Origin of the sequence: Paenibacillus sp. FSL H8-0079 (assembly GCF_037991315.1) — a bacterium.
Taxonomy (GTDB): domain Bacteria; phylum Bacillota; class Bacilli; order Paenibacillales; family Paenibacillaceae; genus Paenibacillus.
Genome location: NZ_CP150300.1, coordinates 6,152,757 through 6,172,157 on the forward strand (window position 1 = coordinate 6,152,757; position 19,401 = coordinate 6,172,157).

Below are 19,401 nucleotides of genomic sequence, written 5' to 3' on the forward strand. Positions count from 1 at the left end.
CTAAATGGCATCTTCCATGAATCAAGCAGGCGCGCAAACAGGCACTCGCAGATGACAAAAAGAATAAGCGAAAATAATGATCTGTCCTGTTGAAAAAGGGCCGCGACATGGTTCCGTCGCGACCCTTGATCTGAGGGTTCGGTACATCTGTACCCGAACCCTCTCATATGTGCCATGCCAATCACTGTGGCATGGCATGGTGCCTGCGCAATTGCGGCTGCATCGCCGCTTGCGCCAAGGCTTTACCGTCCGCGACGAGAATCGCGACGGTCGCCCTTCGCCGGTCCGCGTCCTGCGGATTCCGGACGGCGAGAGCCTTCGCTGCTGCGCCCGGAGGTGCGCTTGTCGGCACTACGGCCAGCCCAGCCGCTGCTAGCTGCGCGGCCGCCTTGGCCCGCTGCACCGCGACTGCTGTCGCTGCTGCGCGCGGAACCACGACCTGCGCTGCGCTCGTCGCCACTGCGACCCGCACCGCGTCCACCTTGGCTTGCTGCTCCGCGACTGCTGTCGCTACTGCGGCCACCGCTACGACCACCACTGCGGCCGCCTTCACTGCGTCCACCTTCACCGCCGCGGGAACCACGACCCCCACGTCCGCCGTCTCTGCGATCGTTACGGCCTGCACCGCGACGGGCACTGCCTGTTCCGGAAGAACGTCCGCCTGAACGTTCGTCATCACCCTGACTGTTGATGGAACGTCTAGCTGCTCCAGTTGAAGCAATTGGACCTTCGCTCGTCCACTGGATGCGGGACAGCTTCTGGTCGATACCTTGTTCAATACGTGCAAGTTCTGGTCTGTCGTGCTCTGTTGCAAACGTTACAGCAAGACCTGTACCGCCTGCACGGCCCGTACGACCGATCCGGTGGATATAACTTTCCGCATCATGCGGCATATCGTAGTTAAATACATGCGTTACGCCTTCAACATCAAGTCCACGTGCAGCTACATCTGTAGCAACGAGTACTTGCAGTTTGGCATCGCGGAACGCTTTCATTACGTTCTCACGCTTGGATTGGGACAGATCTCCATGAAGTTCATCACTTGCATAACCTGCTTCACGCAGATCTTGGTTCAGCTTGGATGCACGACGCTTGGTCCGGCAGAAAATAATCGCCAAGTATGGGCGATACGTATCAATCATGCCGCGAAGCGCTTCGAGCTTACCGCGATCCGTACATTCCAGCACCTGCTGGCGAATCTGTTTGATCGGGATAACAGATTGGGAAGACACTTTTACATCTTCCGGATCTTTCATGTAGGTCTTCGCCAGGTTGCGAATGCCCTTTGGCATCGTTGCTGAGAACAGCATTGTCTGACGTTTATGTGGAAGCTCGCTAAGAATCGTCTCCACATCGTCCAGGAAGCCCATGTGCAGCATTTGGTCGGCTTCATCCAGCACCAGTTTTTTCACATTATCAAGCTTCAACGTGCCCCGACGCAGGTGATCCAGCAGACGACCCGGTGTACCAATAACGATCTGGGTACCGTTCTGCAATTTACGCAGTTGCTTGTCCACATCCTGCCCACCGTATACGGCAAGCACGTGCAGTTTATCGTCGTTAGCAGTAAGCTTCTTCGCTTCTTCCGTAATTTGCAGCGCAAGCTCACGCGTAGGCGCGATAATCAGCGCTTGCGGGGAACGGTCGGATACGTTAATTTTCTGAATAATCGGCAGCAAAAAAGCCAGCGTTTTCCCTGTGCCTGTCTGTGCCTCGGCAATAATATCGCGTCCACCCAGTAGTACCGGAATCGAACGCTCCTGTACCGGAGTCGGCACGGTGATGCCCTGATGTTTCAGGATCTCACACCATTCCGGGCGAATGCCCAGTTGTTCAAAGTTTGCCAATCGTTACACCTCTGTATATTCATTTAGATAAGTCCATTTCATAATGACCTTAGTATCAGTATCTGCCATCAAGACTAGTTTTCCTTATATCAACCATGATTATGAAATGAATTTTTTAAAAAGCAATCCACTCGTTGCTCTTCTTCTCCATACCCTGTAGTTTACACGTTAGTCAAGCAAAACAAAAGGGGATACAGCGTTACACCCCTAACTTGTAGCACAAAATTCCAAGATCCGCGTGACATGTATCGAGCAAGTGAGTTTGAGGATGGTTTTGAGAGTAACTATCGGAGCTACCTTTTAACTCTCAAGATGAAACAAACTCCCTCGACTACTAATTTCTAACGAACCGAGGACACCTTATTCCGTCGATTAGAGCGGTTTGTAATTTCTAACGAACTCCATCCACCTTATTATCCGTAAATACACGGTAAACAGCTTCAGTATTGGCGATAATAGCAAAATATGATGTTTGAGATTCGTTAGAATAACGAAAACATCAAATAACCTCATATAAGACGTGCCAGGTTCGTTAGAGTTTATACACACTGAAGGACACAAGCTTCAACAAAATAACATCAGCTACAGCAATAACACATCTATCAGAACCAGAACATCTACTACAAACACTAGAACTAGGAACAACAACCAAAAATAATCAACACTACCTATACTTCTACTAGAAGTACCACTACTTCCATTAGAACTGCCACTAGAACTACTACTATTCCTTCTTCTTCGCTGTACACACCACATTCTCTAATAAAAACAACGACGCCCTCTCCCCGATTTACATTAGGGAAAAAGTGCGCCGCTGATTAAAAAGTATCTTTTTATGTTGTCTACTACATAGGGATGTCTAATGTCCGCTCACTTTAATTTTTCACCTTGTCTGCATAACCACATTTCGACTTGCACCTTCGTCCGAACAAGTTATGAACCGTGCCCGCCCGCTGTAGCAAATCCACTCCGTTCAAGAATGCGAGTGCTCTCTTCGTTCAACCCTCGTAGGTGCACGGTTTTACCAAGCTTCGCGTATTTGAACTTCACTTTGCCAATAGCCACAACCGCAGTATTGTCCCAGATATGTGACCCTCCGAAATCAATCGTGATCTCCTTCGGATCGGCCTCTGCATCGAACTCATCCACGAATCGTGACGAAGAGCCAAAGAAGAATGGTCCGTGAACCCGATATACCTTCTGCCCTTGCTCCTGGCTCGCCTGTACACGGATCTTGGTCTGTTTCCAGCCAAAATGCAGCACACTGAGCACAACGCCGACCATGACCCCGATCGACAGATCGTGAGTATAGACCACAATCGCCACCGTCACGATCATGACAAAGGCTTCCGCGCGCGGCACGCGAGCAATATTTTTGATGGAACTCCAGTCGAATGTTCCGATACACACCATAAACATCACACCGACGAGCGCACCCATCGGTACCTGTTTCACCACACCGCTAAACAGCAGCAACAGGATCGCGAGAAACGCACCCGCAGTAAACGTAGATAATCTTCCACGTCCGCCAGACTTCACATTAATGACCGACTGCCCAATCATCGCACAGCCGCCCATGCCGCCAAACAAGCCGTTCACAAAATTCGCGATACCCTGACCACGCACTTCACGGTTCTTGCTGCTCTTGGTCTCCGTCATTTCATCCACGATGGTTGCGGTCAGCAGGGATTCCAGCAAACCAACCAGTGCCATGGTGAATGAATATGGCAGCAGAATCATCAGCGTGTCCCAAGTCCATGCAATATTCGGCAAGTGGAACATCGGCAGAGTACTCGTTATATTCCCCATGTCGCCGACTGTTCTTACGTCGAGATGGAACACCAAGGTAATAATCGTCATTACAACGATTGCAATCAGTGGAGCTGGTATGCCTTTGAAAAACCGAGGCAAAATATAGACGATCGCCAGCGTGCCCGCCACCATCGCATACATAATCCAGTTCGCTCCCGTGAAGTGGGTTAACTGCGCCATAAAGATCAGGATAGCCAGTGCATTCACGAATCCGGTCAGTACCGAATGAGGCACAAACGTAATAAACCGTCCAACCTTAAATATGCCCAGTAGAAACTGGATAATGCCCGTCAAAATCGTCGCCGCAAAAAGATATTCCACGCCATAATCCTTGACGAGTCCAACCATCAGTACCGCCATGGCACCGGTTGCCGCCGAGATCATGCCTGGTCTTCCACCAGCAATCGAGATCACAATCGCAATCGTAATCGAAGCGTATAATCCGACCATCGGATCAACACCCGCAATGATGGAGAACGCAATGGCTTCCGGAATTAACGCCAGCGCTACCGTAATGCCTGCCAGCACGTCTCCGCGAATGTTGCCAAACCATTGTTGTTTTAAAGTATTCATATGTTCTTGCCGTTCCTCCTATGTGTATTCCTTATAATGGACAATCCCGCTGAACAGTAACTGAAGCCGTTCACACTAACCATCTACCCAGGACAGCACAAAACAACGGATTCCTCTCCGCGTCATTCACCTATGCTCATCCCTGAGTTGCATCATTATTTACCATCCATATTGCTTTGAAGGGTTAATATGCACTCATGTCTTTTCCGTTCCAGTGTGTACCGCTGGTGTTCCATTACTGCCTCAGTTGTCTTACTCGTGCGACATCAGGAGCTGATCCTGATGCCAATAGGTTTTCCCCTCTCAGAAAAACCGGGTCCGTTAATGTACTGACCTATTATTATAGTCACAGGACCGGATATGTACTAATACAGTTAAGGCGAAAAAACAGAACCTTTTCTTCTATTATCTTAATCTTTCTATAATTTACTCACCAATTCTCTATTCACAAAAAATAACCCGCAAAGATCCTTTGAAGAAAGTCTCTTTACGGGTATTCTTGTGATGTAATGCCGTTGCTAGAACCTTCCCGATTTGAATATCGAATAGAGCAGGAAAGCCACCATCAGAATCGCCACCAGGAAACCAATCTCAATGACCGGAATATCCCACAGCATCGTGGACTGATGACTGATCGACGAACCGATAATCAAGCCCACCATAATGATACAAAAGGCAAGTAACACGATACTGAAGGACAGCCGATTACTGATCTGGTCCATTCTACGCATGAGTGCGTCCAGTTCAGGGACACTAATCTCCAGCCTCAGCTTGCCTTTGCTAATAATGGATGATAATTGCCTTAACTGCCCTGGCAGACCAATGACACTCTCGGCCATATCGGCGGCACTGCGGAACAACCGATTCTTGATTCTTCCGGCACTAAAACGTTCCTTGATCAGCTTCCGGCCAAAGGGTTCAGCCATATCTACAATGCTCAGGGAAGGATCAAGATGTTCGATTACACCTTCCATCGTTAGTAAAGACTTACCTAGCAGCAGAATATCAGCAGGCATGACAACCCGGTGCCTCTGAGCTACGCCGAACAAGTCATTCAACGCCTGACCCACACTAATCTTGGAAAAGGGAATATCGTAATATTTGGTACGTAACTTGTCCAAATCCACATGAAGACCACGCAGGTCCATGTCATCTGGCATCATGCCCAATTTCTCAATCGCCCGGATCATACTGTCCGTATCTTTGCGCATTAACCCAATAATAAGTGAAGCGAGCTGTTGTTTCATCTCGTCGCTCAGACTGCCCACCATACCGAAGTCTATAAAAGCAAGACGTCCATCCTTCAATACCATCAGATTGCCCGGATGTGGGTCAGCGTGAAAGAAACCCTGAATAAAAATCTGATTTAATAATGAATCCACCAGCCGCTCGGCAATATTGTTCAGATCATGACCGCGTCTGACCAGTTCTTCACGATCATTGAGCTTGATACCTTCGATATACTCCATAGTGAGTACACGTGATGAAGTCTGGTCCCAGTAAATTGTCGGGATTTTGACCTTGTTGTCCTGTTGATATTGCTGTGCAATCTTTTCCGTATTCCGGCCTTCGACCGTATAATCCAGCTCGGCCATCAACGCCTGAGCGTATTCTTCTACCATTTGCGGAATCTGATATTGTTTCACCCAATCCCAGCGCTTCTCCGCCATGGCTGTCAGCTCACGCAAGATGTCCAGGTCACGCTGCACAATACGCGATATGCCTGGCCGCTGAATCTTGATGGCTACCGATTCACCGCTTTGAAGTTTGCCCAGATGCACCTGTCCAATGCTGGCCGCAGCTACAGGGGTATCCTCGAACCGGGAAAAGATCTCCTCCAGCGGTGTATCCAATTCCTGTTCCAAAATACCCCGTGCCGTCTCGGAAGAGAAAGGCGGGACCTGATCTTGCAACTTCACCAGCTCGCGAATGACAGACTCAGGCAATAGATCTGCCCTTGTGCTTGCGAGTTGCCCCAGCTTGACGAAAGCTGGCCCCAGCTCCTGCAGCACAAGCCTGATGCGTTCACTCAACGTTTTGGTGGTGTGTGCTTCACGCGACATCCACCGTCTGGGCAGAGCCAGCAGCTGGAACAAGCCCAACTCCTCGACCATATAACCGAAGCCATGACGCACTAGCGCCATGGCAATTTCACGGTATCTGCCGACATGTTTGATTCGCACTGCCATCTACTCGATCTCGTTTCCTTTGAGAGGAGGAGGAACTTCAAGTGGAGCCGGGGATTCATCAGGTTGAAGCTGTGGTGAGTGGCCCAGTTCGGCAAGTTTTTTCTCCAGGACGGCAACGCGCTGTTCCAGACTGGTTACATCACTTTCTGATGCTACACCAGCTTCCTGAAGCACTCGTTTAACCTGTTCCTGAATCACCCGCTTGAGCTGTCCTTGCTCTTCATCGCCCCGTTCCAACAGGCGTTCAACCAACGCTTTGGATTCACCAGGCGCAAGTTCCCCGCGCTTGACCAAATCATCCACGGTTTTCTCAATTTTTTCTTTGCTTACGACAGTAAGACCAAGCCCTAACGAGATCGCCTTTTTGAACAAATCGCTCATTTTTGTCATCCTCCTCTTCGTTGATCTCTATATTATACCCCTTATACTCCGCATGCAAAAATATCCGTCCAATCAGACGTAACGAGCAGCCCATTTGCCTGCTTGCAAGAGTAATTTACGGTACATTTCGTGCGCAAAAGACGGCACATGGTGACCCGGCATAAGATAAACAATGCGTCCAACACCATATCGATGTGCCCATACTGCAGGCTTCGGTCCTTCTTCAGATTGATATTCCAGCAATACCTTCGTTTCGGAAAAAGAACCGAACTCGAACTGATATGCTTCTTCCTCCATCGTAAACCCGGTAATGCCCTCCGTCACTGGATGGCTTTCCGCGGTTACGTTGAATTCAAGTTGTGCATAAGCCGGATGATGCAGGAACTTGGCACCGATCATCTGTTTGAGTTCATAACGATTTTGGAGCGAGATCCCGTTATGTATAATGACCAGTCCACCTCCATTACTCACATAGGACAACAAGCCTGCTGTCTGCTGTGGAGAGACTTTACCTTTCCAATCGTCCATGTATGAGATACACACATCAAATCCGGTTATATTTTCTTGCAGCAGCATATTCCGGTTCTCACTGCACTGCACGGTCATAGTATCATGGAAAATTCGGCTAATCTCCGCATCCACCCCCTGAAGCGGGTGCCAATCCGGATGTGTATAATCGCCAAGTAGCAACGCTTTTTTACGATGATCCATTCAATCAATCTCCTTTCTTGTTCACCTCACTGTATTAAACCAACTACCAGGGGAGCGAGTCTCCCTTGTAGTCCACATATGCGGGCTGATCTCCTTTAAACTGTTCATGGCGGTCGATAAGTACTGCGATATGCTGTGCAGATTGCTCGGGCGTGAGATCCGCAGAAGCATCCAATTCTCCCCGCATATAACTCTGTACCCAACCAGGATGCACAAGCATCACTTGTCCGCCTTCATCTTTCAGACCATTGTGCACAAGACGGGCCTGCATGTTCAAAGCAGCTTTGGACATACAATAGGCATACCAGCCATCCCGACTGCATTGCTCTATACTTCCAGCCTCGGAAGAGATATCAACAATCAGCTTGACCTGTCCTTGAAGAAGGAGGGGTAACAGGGAATGAGTCACACGCAGTGTACCTAGCGTATTTACATTAAATACTTCAGCCATCTCCGCCATATTCAACGGCCCGCGGATATGATCCGTAATACTTCCTAGTATAGCCGCATTATTGATCAGCATATCCAGATGATTCGTATCCAGCTTCAATGTCTCTGTGAACAGAGCTACCGACAGGTCGTCCGAGATATCCAATTCGATCGCGCGCAGATGGTCTGGATACCCTTCTGCAAGCACACGAATTCCCTCGGAATCTTCCACGTCCAGACCCGCCGCATACACGAGATAACCTCTCTTGAGCATCTGTGCCGTCAAAGCCAATCCCAAACCCCGGGCAGCTCCAGTTACACATACGGTTCTCATCACGAAGTCCCTCCCTCGCATAATGATTCTGTCTTTAACTCATTCCACATTTCCATCTGAAAACCTTTAATTGATAATGGGGATCGCCAACTTCACGACCAAAGTCGCAGGAGGTAAAAGCGAGATTAGAGCCATTTTGCTTATTGAATTCAGCTATCTATTTGAGCTATAAATAGCTGCTATAATCCCTGCATATATCGCTCCTGCCGATAGGCTAGACAACGCTCCACCCATCTTCGAGCCGCTGCCGGGTAAGAGCCCAGATGAACGTATGTATACCCCGCCACAATGTTGCCTGCGGCATACCCTTCTTGCTTCAAGCCACGCAACCCCTTGGTCTCATACGCATAAGGGATCGTTTCTTCATGATAGGTCATCGTGGAATAATGAAATTCATGACCCCGAAGCACCTCACCCTTTTTCAGCAAAAAAGAATCCTGAACGCTACTCGCTTCACGATAGCCCAGCGCAGCGCGCTTCTTCTGCATCTGCACCTGTGCAGGGATAATGCCCGCCATCTCGAAAGTAATGCCCTCTCGGTCGGTCAACGTTTCTCCAAGCACCATGTAACCGCCACACTCGGCAAATAAAGGCATGTTGGATTGTGCTGCCAGTCGAAGTCCTTCCAAGAACTCTTGGTTACCGGCGATTTCTGCTGCAAACTCCTCTGGAAACCCGCCGCCCAAGTCGGGGCCTGGCGTTACGATCTACAATGGTCATCGTCATTTCCACCTTGTCTTCGAGATAAGAAAAGCTTCTGATCGAAACACTATCAAGGATGTACATTCGTATTTTAGTTGTAACGTATACATTCTATAATCTAAACAAAACCGCATCATATTGCGATGCGGTTAAGCTTAATGCACACTCTTTATTCATGAAGCGACGCCAAAAGCTTTTTGTCGAACTGATCTAAAAGCAGGCCACTAATCTCTAATCTTGGCCGCACGCCCTGCTGCAAAGTAACGTCCGAGTTCAACGATGAGTGCGCCCATCTTCTCTTCCTCCGGAATGACCAGTGCCTCGATGCCTTCTTCACGCATGGAGTTTGCAGTGACTTTCCCTACAGAGGCAGGGATTACGCCTTGTCTGAAGGCTGCAAGCATCGGTTCAAGCTTGTCCTGCGATGCCGCATATTCGGTCAGGAACCGGACCTGAGGCCCGCTCGTGAAGGCAACAGCATCAACCTCGTGCTGTACAATCTCATTCAAAAGCTGTTCCAGCTCTGCCGCTTCCGGAGGTACATGCCGATAAGGGAGCACTTGTCGAACGATCGCTCCTTGTTCTTCCAACCAGGCTACAAGTTTGGGAGCGGTCTCCCCATGAAGCTGCAACATAACCTTTTTCCCTGCGAGATCATGTGGGGTGAATTCTCGAATGAGCCCGTCCGTGCTGCCATCATCATCTCGTACCAGCGGTGTTAGCTTGCGCTTTTTGAGCGCATTCACTGTCTTGTATCCCCTTGCCGCAATTGAGGATTCCGATAATACATCCAGTAATTTTCCCGCCACTTCCATATCCTCAGCCATTTCAAACAATGCATCCAATCCCATACCCGTCGTTAATACCGCCCAATCTGGCGGGTCTGAGATCCAGGATACCAGCCCATCCCTGATACTCCGATCATCCAGGAATACGGTCCCCTGTGCCGGTCGCACAAGCGGGATTCCACCCATTTTTTCAACCAGTATGGACATTTCTTTCGATTTTCGTGGTCCTGTCAATGCTACACGCACACCTGCCAAATGTTGAGCCATTCATGTTCCCCCCGTTAGTTCAGCCGAATGTTCATCAGTCTGACTACAGTATACAGGGTACTTCTGCGAAGGGAAACTGCACTTCCCCTCTTTTTGCCCGTTCATATATAAGGATTTTTGATGGTATGCATCAGGAAGGCTGGAGTTCTCCACCGTGAGAATCCTTCCGTCCTTTCTCCACGTCCTTCACGGAATCTTTCGATTCTTGTGTCTTCTTTTTGCGAGGGCGAAGGAAAAGAAAGAGCACGAGAGGAAACAGCACTTCAAATACAATGGCGATCCATGTCCATTCCCGGGTAAATCGATAGAGCTGAATTGCGTTTCTGAAAAACCAGAAGGCACAGACAAAACCCACCAGCGCGACCGGACCTGTCATGACCTTTCCCGATACGTTCGGGATCATTCGCTTCAATCCCCAACAGACAAAATACAGATCAAATGCAATCTTCGTAATCATGGTAGGCAAAGTTGCCGCTGCAAGTGCTAGGTCAAACCGGTCCAGAAAGTCACTGATTTGCAGCTGCCTTGCCAGTTCATAAGAAGGGTATACCAGTCTGGAGGCGATAGGTACACCAATCGACGTGATGGTTTCCACCATAATCAGCATCATCAGCAATCCCGAGATAATTATCCCCCATAGCACAGGCTTGAAGCGAAAATCACTGCCCTTGACGACGAAAGGCAATGCGATCATCTCTCCATAAAAAGAAAATATGTACCAACTCCCTTTGCCTACACCCACCGGATCGACATGAAAGTAGGGCATCAGATTATCCATATTCACCTGCTGAATCAGCATGAAAGGCACAATTACAGAGTTCAGCAGGAACAAGGTAACATACAATTCTGACATGCCGATCAATGAACCAAGTCCACCTCTGACGATAAATACCGCCATAATCATGAGTGACAATACTACAATGGAAATCGGTGTCGTCTCTAGCAAGGTTATGCTGACGTAATCACCAATTAATCGGATATCTCTTGCAAATACAAAGAAAAAAAACAGAATGTACATTACGCCTGCGAGCCTTCCCAACAAGGGGAACCTGTCAGCTAGCGCTTCAAACAGATCCTGGTTCGGAAATCTCCGTTGAACCCGGCTGATCATCCACATCGATACAATCATCACCAGAACGACTGGCACATACGAGAGGTAAGCGTGCTGTTCCGCATAAAAAATGGCCTGTGCATGGGGTTGAATCAATGTACCCGTAATACTGAGCAGCAGCACGAGCAACACGATCTGTCGATGAGTCACACTCTGATTCATACCATACCTCCTTTCCATCATTTATCATTCAATCTGTACTCCGCAACATCCTTAGTCTGCATCTATGGTAACGGTAAGAATCGCTGAATAACATGGCTGATCCATACCGCTACAAAAAAGGTTTTGCTCAAATGGGTTATATATAACCAAATGCCTAATCCCAATGCAATCAGACCATAGGATAACCAGCGATTAATAACTGCCGCCTGCTTCAGATGTCTGAAATCCATCACAATAACAATGATGACCATCCCCAAATAGGTGAACAAAAGTGGTTTAATCATGTATGATATCCTCCTCAACGACACCGATCGGTTTATTGACTACCCCTACATTTTCAATAATGACATGCGGGATAACGTTCACCTCAACATCAGGGTAGATATCATCCCATCGATCCTTCATTTTGTCCCACTCTTTAGGCAAGTGCTGATGAATAGACCGACCGATTCCGAGAATATCCGCACGATATTTTCCTTGAATTAATCGAACACCTTCAACGATATCCTCTTTTATTTTTTTGTGGATCGCGTCATTTAGTTTCAGAATCTCTGTCTCACGCAGATCACCGTAGTTGGATTCGTTATCTACAACCACGCCTTTGGCATACAATTGAATGGTCACGGTCACCTTGTCATTCTTGATACTGGGGTGCAGTGAAGAGTTGTTCTCGTTCAGCTTGATGAATATATCTCCTTCTCCGCGTGGAGACTTGACCATAACTTCCGGCGCATTAGCTTCCCCCATAGCGAGGATCAGTGCATCGGCGGGGGCCTTGTCTATCATGCCAACCAGTTTGTCTTTCTTGAACACGGCCAATCCATCCAGCTTAATATTTGTTTTGACGTCCTTCCAATCTTTCGGAACATTGTCCACTTTCGAAGCGACCGGCAGGAAGGGATCTACGCCATCACTAAGAATGGCATCTATAAACGTTTTGAGTGAACGTGGATTCCGCATATTCAGAAAGCATAGTTCTCTCACCATCTCGGATGGGAATTTTTCTATTGGTGCATCCGTATCCATCACGGCGTATGCCTCACCTTTGGTAACGACTGGCAATGCTGAGAATCGGTTAAGCGGGTACCGTGTAAACAAATCGAGCATGGAGGCAACGCCATCCCGGGCAAGATCCTCTCCAATGAGCATGGTTCGGCGGTGCGCATAATAAATCCTACGAGATAGCGCTTTTTGACCCTCAAGTGAAGTCCCCCGCAGTGTCTTTGCGGTGTTGGACAACATGAACCATGACTTATCCCCACTGGTACCCCCTCCGCCTCCTTCACTACCGGAAGAACCGGATTGACCTGGAAGCGCAATCTGCAGACTGGATCTGTAATTTTCACCCTCCTTATCGACGGCTATGCCAATCACAAAGGCAACATCGTTAATCTCCTTACGATCCCAGCAACCTGAAATAAACGTGGTACATAACAACAGCACTATCACTGCCCGGTACTTATACATGAATTGCATCTGTTCACCATCCTTCCTCAGCTTCAGGCGAACCATTGATCTTTTCATTCATCCGTTTCTGGTTATCCTGAACTGTAGAAGGACGATTGATCATTTTCCACCACGGCACACGAATAAGAATATCCTTGGTATCTGTTTTACTGTACGGGCTAAGACCTGACAGATAAGGCACACCAAACGAAGTCATCTGTGTCAGATGCACCGAGATCAGGACCAAACCAATCACAATGCCGTACAGTCCGAGCATGCCTGCCAGCAACATGATGGGAAATCGCAGCAAACGCACCGTAATCGCAAAGTTAAACCGTGGGATCGTGAAGGAAGCTATACCTGTCATCGATACAATAATAACCATGGGTGCCGACACAATCCCCGCTTGAACTGCGGCCTGTCCGATCACGAGTGCACCGAGAATACTGACGGCCTGACCCACTGTTTTCGGTAACCTGACCCCGGCTTCCCGGAGGGCTTCAAACGATAGCTCCATAATGAGAGCTTCCACCAAAGCCGGGAAAGGGATCGCTTCCCGTGCACCGGCAATACTGAGAATCAGCGTGGTGGGTAACATGTCCTGATGAAATGTCGTGATCGAGATATACAAAGCGGGTAGAAATAGAGCAATAGCTACGAATAAAAAGCGAATCCAGCGCACCAGATTACTGATGAAGAATCGTTCATAGTAATCCTCACTGGCCTGAAGCATCTGCCACATCGTGACTGGAGCAATCAGCGCAAAGGGAGTGCCGTCTATCATAATGGCAAACCGCCCCTCCAACAGGTTACCTGCTACCGTATCCGGACGCTCGGAATAGTGCATCTGCGGGAATGGAGAATACGGGTGATCTTCAATCAGCTCCTCGATATAACCCGATTCCAGAATGCCGTCAATCTTGATTTTTTCCAGGCGTTTCTTCACGTCCCGTATCAACTTCGGATCAGCAATATCCTCCATATAAGTCAGAACGATATCTGTCTTGGTTTCTGTACCGAGTGTCATACTCACCATCTTGAGAGAGGGAGTTTTCAGCTTGAACCGCAACAAAGCCGTATTGACACGGAGTGTTTCGGTGAATCCTTCCCGTGGTCCCCGAATCACAGACTCCGTTTGCGGTTCCTCCACCCCACGTCTGACGCCGCCTTTAACATTGAACATCCAGGCTTCGCTACTGCCATCGACCACCAGAAGGGCCGAGGATGCCAGTACCCCTTCTGTCGCAGCTGCCCAGGTTTCAACGCGCTTCACTTGGGTCAGCTCAACGGTTGTATCATCCAGCGGAACATCAGGTTTATCTGTTCGCTGCTGCACCAGCCCTCGGATAATCGGACGCAGCATATGCTCCTGGATATCGGCCGAGTTCACAATGCCTTCAATATAGACCAGAAGTCCTTTGACTTCTGGCGTAATCATAACGTTGCGGAAAACCACATCCGAACAATCGGAGAAGATTTCCTTTACCGCCTGAATCTGAGTTTCATGTATTGTACTGATCGGCTGCCGAATAAAAGGCGGGGACGGCAGTCCCAGAGGGATATGATTTTTTTCTTCTCGTTCGGGTTGTCGGGACTTGTCTTTCCCAGATGTTTTATCTGCCATATGCCGCCCCTCCGTTCTTATTTTTATACAAGGTAGCTTGTGCCAGACAGCTGGGAATTATGTGGTCTTTTTTGCAAAATTACGAATGATTCCTCTGAATGCAGACAGCAAAAAGGCCTCTGTATTTAACAGAGACCTCCTTAACTATTCCAAAACCTGTTAAACCTATATTTCAGACACGTCCTAGTTAATCGGCAAAATAATCTTCAGGGACATAACGAATCTCCGACTTCGCATAAATGCTCAGCGTGTTACGCTCCCTGTCGTACTCTACCCGCTCACCCTCTACGTAGTACCAGTGCTTCAAAAGGGGCTGATCCTTGCGTTGAACGAAACGAAATACGTTCAGTTCCTGTCTAAGCTCCATAATCTGTTCCACAGTCTGCTCGTCCAGGCCAGTAACAGTAAATATAAAACCTGTGTCCTCCTGCTGGAACCGATAGGACAGCGCATCTGTTTTGCTATTCGCGAGTCCTCGTCCAGTTACTGCATGTTTAACCATAAACCATTCCTGTTGCGCCATAAGTGTATATCCTCCTTCATCTTGGAGTTCACTCCATCAGCCATTTACGGCAGATCAATGATCATATAGAACGTGTCTTCGTTTGCTTGCAGCTCGATTGAATCCCGCTGTTCCACACGAGCCGTGTCTCCTTCATTCAACAGGTACTCTCCATTCAATCCCAGCTTGCCTTCAATGGAGAAAATGTACATCCGGCGACCCGTATCCTGATTAAAAGTTAACGTCTCGTCTTTGGCCAATCGGCCAAGGAAGATCGTCATATCCTGATGAATGGTTGCAACTCTTGGACCCCCATCTGGCGATACAATAGGCACAAGTGCTCCTGCCAGTGCTGCCGGATCAAATGATGTGGTCTCATAGGAGGGTTGCAACCCTTTCGTATGCGGCATGAACCAGAGCTGAAGCAAACGTACTTCTTCAGTGTCGGATGCATTATGCTCGGTATGAATCATGCCACTGCCTGCTGACATTCGCTGAATACCACCAAAGCCTGTAACGGCTACATTCCCCAGGTTATCTTCATGTCGCAACTTGCCGTTCAGTACGATGGATACAATCTCCATGTCACTATGCGGGTGAGCCCCAAAACCGCGACCAGGCGCAATCACATCGTCGTTCGCTACTCGCATCGGTCCAAACGCCGTATTCTCCGGGTCCTGGTATTCTCCAAAGGAAAAGCTGTGACTGCCGCGAAGCCAGCCTCGATCGAAGCTGGAGCGGGCATCGGATGGAATGACGTTAATCATGAAATGCATCCTCCTCATCTTAATTTGATGTACTCAACTTCATTTTCTATTTTTTTATTAGTAACATACTTATTCTCATTGTATCAAAACAGAGGCATGACGTCCAAACAAGGTGAAACGGCTGTCGCCGTCCTCTAGCGACTCAGCGTGTTTCATTCCGAAGAAAAATAGAGAAGGATGGTGAATAAACATACTTTCCTATATTTTGAAAAAAGCTCTCTACCGATCAGTCCGGTTCGCAAATCCATTTCACGAACCGGCCTGGCCAATAGAGAGCCTCGTTGCAGAATTCATCCTGCAATTCAATATTTTTTTAAGCGATGATTAGTCGATTCAAGCACTCACATTCTGGCGAGCGTTCCCCTGTCTGGAGAAAATATGATCGACGGCTAGGAAGCGGCTTCCTGTGAAGAGCAGTGTCAAGGAACCCGCCAGCAGCAGGTAATCGAACTCGGTACCACTCATGAACGGCTCACCCACTTTGGCTGTAAGCAGAACGCCACCCATAACGATGACAAACAGGGCAGCAAATACGCGTGTTCCCAAGCCCAGAATCATCGCCGCTCCACCCACCAACTCAATGATGGCTACAACCGATGCAAGGAATCCGGGAATACCGATACTTTCGAAGAAACCTACCGTACCGCTGATTCCACCCTCAAATTTACTCCAGCCGTGCAATACAAAGATCAAACCGATCATAATCCTTGAGAAAAGTAATCCTATCTCTACACTTTTGTTATTCATGTTCATCTTCCTCCCTAGTATTATATTCAACCTCACATTTAGCCAAGTTGATTTATCCAATGGACCAAACAAACAAGATAGACAGCAACAGGAAAACGGTAGCCGACATCAGAACAGCATAGCGTGGCAATCTCAGCGTTACGTCCTTTTCCGGGTCAAGCAGACGTGAAATCCGCACATTTACGGATGTGTCTGCAAATGAAGATTGAACGGTCAGTTCTTTGGCTCCCCAAGGCTCAGGACAAGCCCGGAGCAGCTTGAGCAAAGCACTGCCAATGCCTGCCACATTGCCTGTACGCTCGATGGCCTCATTGTCCGCCAGAATCTCTCTCACGATATTGTAATGTTTCGAAGTATGCTTCAATACGGGAATATAAGGCATCATGATTGCAAATACCGATAACAGCGTCGTCTTCAGTGGGTCACGGTGCCACAGATGATGGACTTCGTGGTACACAACTGCGGTCTCCTCTTCAGCATCCAGCATCGTCAGAAGTCCTGTGGAGAGTACGATACAAGGTCTCCATAGACCAATTGTGAATGCAACCGGCGATGGCTTGTCCACCACAATGAATCCAGGCTGTCCGAGATGGTGATACCTGGACTCCATCTCGCGGGATAATGCACGAACCTCCATGGAGCGGAGTTTACGCACAGCTGCTCTCGTTTTCATCATACGAACCGTTAGCAACCAGCCTGTTCCGGCAAATGTCAGCAAGACCAGTGCCAGCAGGAAATGCCCAACGGATAACCAGCCCAGACGACTCATCCAATGATTGCAGAGCCAGAGCAGATTAAACGGGATATCCCAGCCAAAAATTTTGTACATCGCGTACATGAACATCTGCATGAACACGAGTAACGGAATGCCAAACCCGACGGTAAACAACAACTTCGAGCGGGCCTTCCACATCTTAATCGCTATCCTTTTTCCACTGTTTGATCTTCTGTTCCAGGCGTTCAATCAGACCCGCATCTGCTTCATCCAGCGCATCCAGCATATGATTCAATGCCAGAGCTCCGAATTCATCCACCAACTCATGTGACAGTTCCTTGGATTGGTCGTTCATAAACTCCTCCTTGCTCTGTACCGGTTGGTACAAAGATGTTCTGCCCTTCTGAGACTTGCCAAGCAGTCCTTTGTCTACGAGCCGATTCATCACGGTCATGACTGTATTAAAATTGACGTCTTTGTCTTGTTCAAGTGCGGTCTGCACTTCACGAATGCTACTGCCAGGACGAGCCCATAAAATGTCCATGATCTTGGCCTCCAGCGGACCGAAAAATCGGTTGAGCCCACGCTCACCCACTTTGAAATTGTGTATTCTCATTTTCTGACACCCCTCACACTACCCATTGTAGTGCCATCAAATGAGAAGTCAACCTCTATGTCAGCTATTTTATGTAAATGATTTGTAAATTTGTTTTCCATTTCAGAAAAAAAGCGAAAGAACCGGGGAGTTCCGCAATTTCACGGTTCTGCCCGGTCTTCACCGAATATCAGTCAATATTATGTTGTGCGAACAGGGTCATACTGCGTTTTATTTTCCATCCTGTGAAGGCATATGTGCAGAAATATCCACACCAAGTCCATGAGCCAAACGTCCGCCAAGCTGTCCATCCGCCCGGAAGAAGTGACAGAGGGCACGCATTTGAATATCTACAGATACACCCTTGAGGTCATTGATCAGGTTATCCAACAGATGCTGCTGCTCTACAGGGGTAAATGAACGGAAAAGCTCCCCTGCCTGCGTGTAATCATCGGTTTTCTCAATTTTCTCGCGTGTAACGTGCCCTTGCAACGGAACCTGACTGTCCCGGTATGCCGGATCTTCCTGTGGGCTGTTTCCGGAACTGTTGGGTTCATAGTTCACCGGAGATGGGTCCTGATTCACATTCATGAGTCCATCACGCTGATGATTACGAACAGGTGCGTACGGGCAATTCACCGGAATTTGCAAATAGTTCGTACCAAGCCGGTGACGCTGTGTATCCGGATAAGAGAATAAGCGTCCTTGCAGCAATTTGTCCTCGGAAGGCTCAATTCCAGGTACAAGCGCACTAGGAGAGAAGGCCGCCTGCTCCACTTCAGCAAAGAAATTCTGCGGATTCCGATTCAGGGTCATAGTGCCCACCGTATGGAATGGCAATACATCTTCAGGCCACGTTTTGGTTGGGTCGAGCGGATCAAAAGCAAAATCATCCATCTGTTCAGGCTTCAATAGCTGTACCTGAAGCTTCCACTGCGGGTATTGCCCGTTCTTGATATGTTCATGCAGGTCCCGGGTAGCATGATTAAAGTCCTGTCCCTGAACTTCGGCAACTTCCTGACGAGAGAAACCTCGAACCCCTTGTGCAGACTCCCACTTATATTTTACATAGTGAACCTGCCCCTGTGCATTAATCCATTTGAAAGCATGTACGCCGAATCCATCCATCTCCCGATAACTCGCCGGTGTGCCCAGATCAGAGAACAACCAGGTCATCATATGCGTTGATTCCGGTGAGAGGGTCATAAAGTCCCAATATCGCGCCGGTTCCTGAATATTCGTATCCGGAGCTGGCTTCAGGGAGTGAACCATGTCGGGGAACTTCATGGCATCACGAATGAAGAACACTGGCAGATGGTTGCCGACGAGATCATAGTTGCCTTCCCGTGTGTAGAATTTAACGGCAAATCCACGTGGATCTCGTGCAGTCTCTGGTGATCCCGTACCGTGAATAACGGTTGAGAAACGAACCAGCACATCTGTCTCCGTACCCGGATCTTGCAGGAAATCTGCTGTTGTATACGCCTTCATGCTCTGCTCCAGTGTGAATACACCATGAGCACCTGCTCCTCTTGCATGTACCACCCGTTCTGGAATACGCTCACGGTCAAAGTGGGCAATTTTCTCAATGAGATGGTAGTCTTCAAGCAGTGTCGGCCCTCTTCTGCCTGCTGTACGGGAGTTCTGATTGTCACCTACGGGTGCGCCCTGATTGGTTGTCATACGTTCTGTCATCATG

The 19,401-nt window shown here is 48.5% G+C and carries 18 protein-coding genes; all 18 read right to left on the reverse strand.

Annotated elements, in window-relative coordinates:
* Window positions 1-242: 242 nt before the first annotated feature.
* Window positions 243-1,847, reverse strand: a complete 1,605-nt coding sequence (locus MHI06_RS27435) for a DEAD/DEAH box helicase (protein ID WP_340399707.1) — start codon at window positions 1,845-1,847, stop codon at window positions 243-245.
* A 933-nt stretch (window positions 1,848-2,780) separates the two neighbouring features.
* Window positions 2,781-4,232 carry a SulP family inorganic anion transporter gene (locus MHI06_RS27440; RefSeq protein WP_340399708.1) on the reverse strand — a complete coding sequence of 484 codons (1,452 nt, stop codon included), beginning with the start codon at window positions 4,230-4,232 and terminating at the stop codon, window positions 2,781-2,783.
* Window positions 4,233-4,750: 518 nt separating this feature from the next.
* The gene (locus MHI06_RS27445) at window positions 4,751-6,421 is read right to left on the reverse strand and encodes an AarF/ABC1/UbiB kinase family protein (RefSeq protein WP_340387893.1); all 1,671 of its coding nucleotides are present in this window, start codon (window positions 6,419-6,421) and stop codon (window positions 4,751-4,753) included.
* Window positions 6,422-6,802, reverse strand: coding sequence for a phasin family protein (locus MHI06_RS27450; protein WP_062836874.1), 381 nt, complete (start codon window positions 6,800-6,802; stop codon window positions 6,422-6,424).
* 72 nt (window positions 6,803-6,874) lie between these two features.
* Entirely contained in the window at window positions 6,875-7,513 is a 639-nt protein-coding gene (locus MHI06_RS27455) for a ThuA domain-containing protein (protein ID WP_340399709.1), read from the reverse strand.
* 43 nt (window positions 7,514-7,556) lie between these two features.
* Window positions 7,557-8,276 (reverse strand): SDR family oxidoreductase, encoded by a 720-nt coding sequence (locus MHI06_RS27460; protein ID WP_340399710.1) that lies wholly within the window; start codon window positions 8,274-8,276, stop codon window positions 7,557-7,559.
* A gap of 179 nt (window positions 8,277-8,455) precedes the next feature.
* A complete protein-coding gene (locus tag MHI06_RS27465) occupies window positions 8,456-8,962 on the reverse strand; it encodes a hypothetical protein (protein ID WP_340399711.1) in 507 nt (168 codons plus the stop codon).
* A gap of 240 nt (window positions 8,963-9,202) precedes the next feature.
* Window positions 9,203-10,033, reverse strand: a complete 831-nt coding sequence (locus MHI06_RS27470; RefSeq protein ID WP_340399712.1) for a uroporphyrinogen-III synthase — start codon at window positions 10,031-10,033, stop codon at window positions 9,203-9,205.
* A 130-nt stretch (window positions 10,034-10,163) separates the two neighbouring features.
* Window positions 10,164-11,306: an endospore germination permease gene (locus MHI06_RS27475; RefSeq protein WP_340399713.1), complete on the reverse strand. Its 1,143-nt coding sequence runs from the start codon at window positions 11,304-11,306 to the stop codon at window positions 10,164-10,166.
* Window positions 11,307-11,368: 62 nt separating this feature from the next.
* Window positions 11,369-11,590: a hypothetical protein gene (locus MHI06_RS27480; RefSeq protein WP_169479854.1), complete on the reverse strand. Its 222-nt coding sequence runs from the start codon at window positions 11,588-11,590 to the stop codon at window positions 11,369-11,371.
* Entirely contained in the window at window positions 11,583-12,782 is a 1,200-nt protein-coding gene (locus MHI06_RS27485) for a Ger(x)C family spore germination protein (protein ID WP_169479855.1), read from the reverse strand. Before MHI06_RS27485 ends, MHI06_RS27480 begins: the two co-directional genes overlap by 8 nt.
* 4 nt (window positions 12,783-12,786) lie before the next feature.
* Window positions 12,787-14,376 carry a spore germination protein gene (locus tag MHI06_RS27490; RefSeq protein WP_340399715.1) on the reverse strand — a complete coding sequence of 530 codons (1,590 nt, stop codon included), beginning with the start codon at window positions 14,374-14,376 and terminating at the stop codon, window positions 12,787-12,789.
* Window positions 14,377-14,563: 187 nt separating this feature from the next.
* Window positions 14,564-14,899, reverse strand: a complete 336-nt coding sequence (locus tag MHI06_RS27495; protein ID WP_340399716.1) for a hypothetical protein — start codon at window positions 14,897-14,899, stop codon at window positions 14,564-14,566.
* A gap of 44 nt (window positions 14,900-14,943) precedes the next feature.
* Entirely contained in the window at window positions 14,944-15,645 is a 702-nt protein-coding gene (locus MHI06_RS27500) for a pirin family protein (protein ID WP_340399717.1), read from the reverse strand.
* 333 nt (window positions 15,646-15,978) lie between these two features.
* Window positions 15,979-16,392 (reverse strand): DoxX family protein, encoded by a 414-nt coding sequence (locus tag MHI06_RS27505; RefSeq protein ID WP_169479859.1) that lies wholly within the window; start codon window positions 16,390-16,392, stop codon window positions 15,979-15,981.
* A gap of 52 nt (window positions 16,393-16,444) precedes the next feature.
* Window positions 16,445-17,305 carry a M56 family metallopeptidase gene (locus MHI06_RS27510; RefSeq protein WP_340399718.1) on the reverse strand — a complete coding sequence of 287 codons (861 nt, stop codon included), beginning with the start codon at window positions 17,303-17,305 and terminating at the stop codon, window positions 16,445-16,447.
* A 1-nt stretch (window position 17,306) separates the two neighbouring features.
* Window positions 17,307-17,723, reverse strand: coding sequence for a BlaI/MecI/CopY family transcriptional regulator (locus tag MHI06_RS27515; RefSeq protein WP_017691824.1), 417 nt, complete (start codon window positions 17,721-17,723; stop codon window positions 17,307-17,309).
* 210 nt (window positions 17,724-17,933) lie between these two features.
* Window positions 17,934-19,397: a catalase gene (locus MHI06_RS27520; protein WP_340402194.1), complete on the reverse strand. Its 1,464-nt coding sequence runs from the start codon at window positions 19,395-19,397 to the stop codon at window positions 17,934-17,936.
* Window positions 19,398-19,401 lie beyond the last annotated feature (4 nt).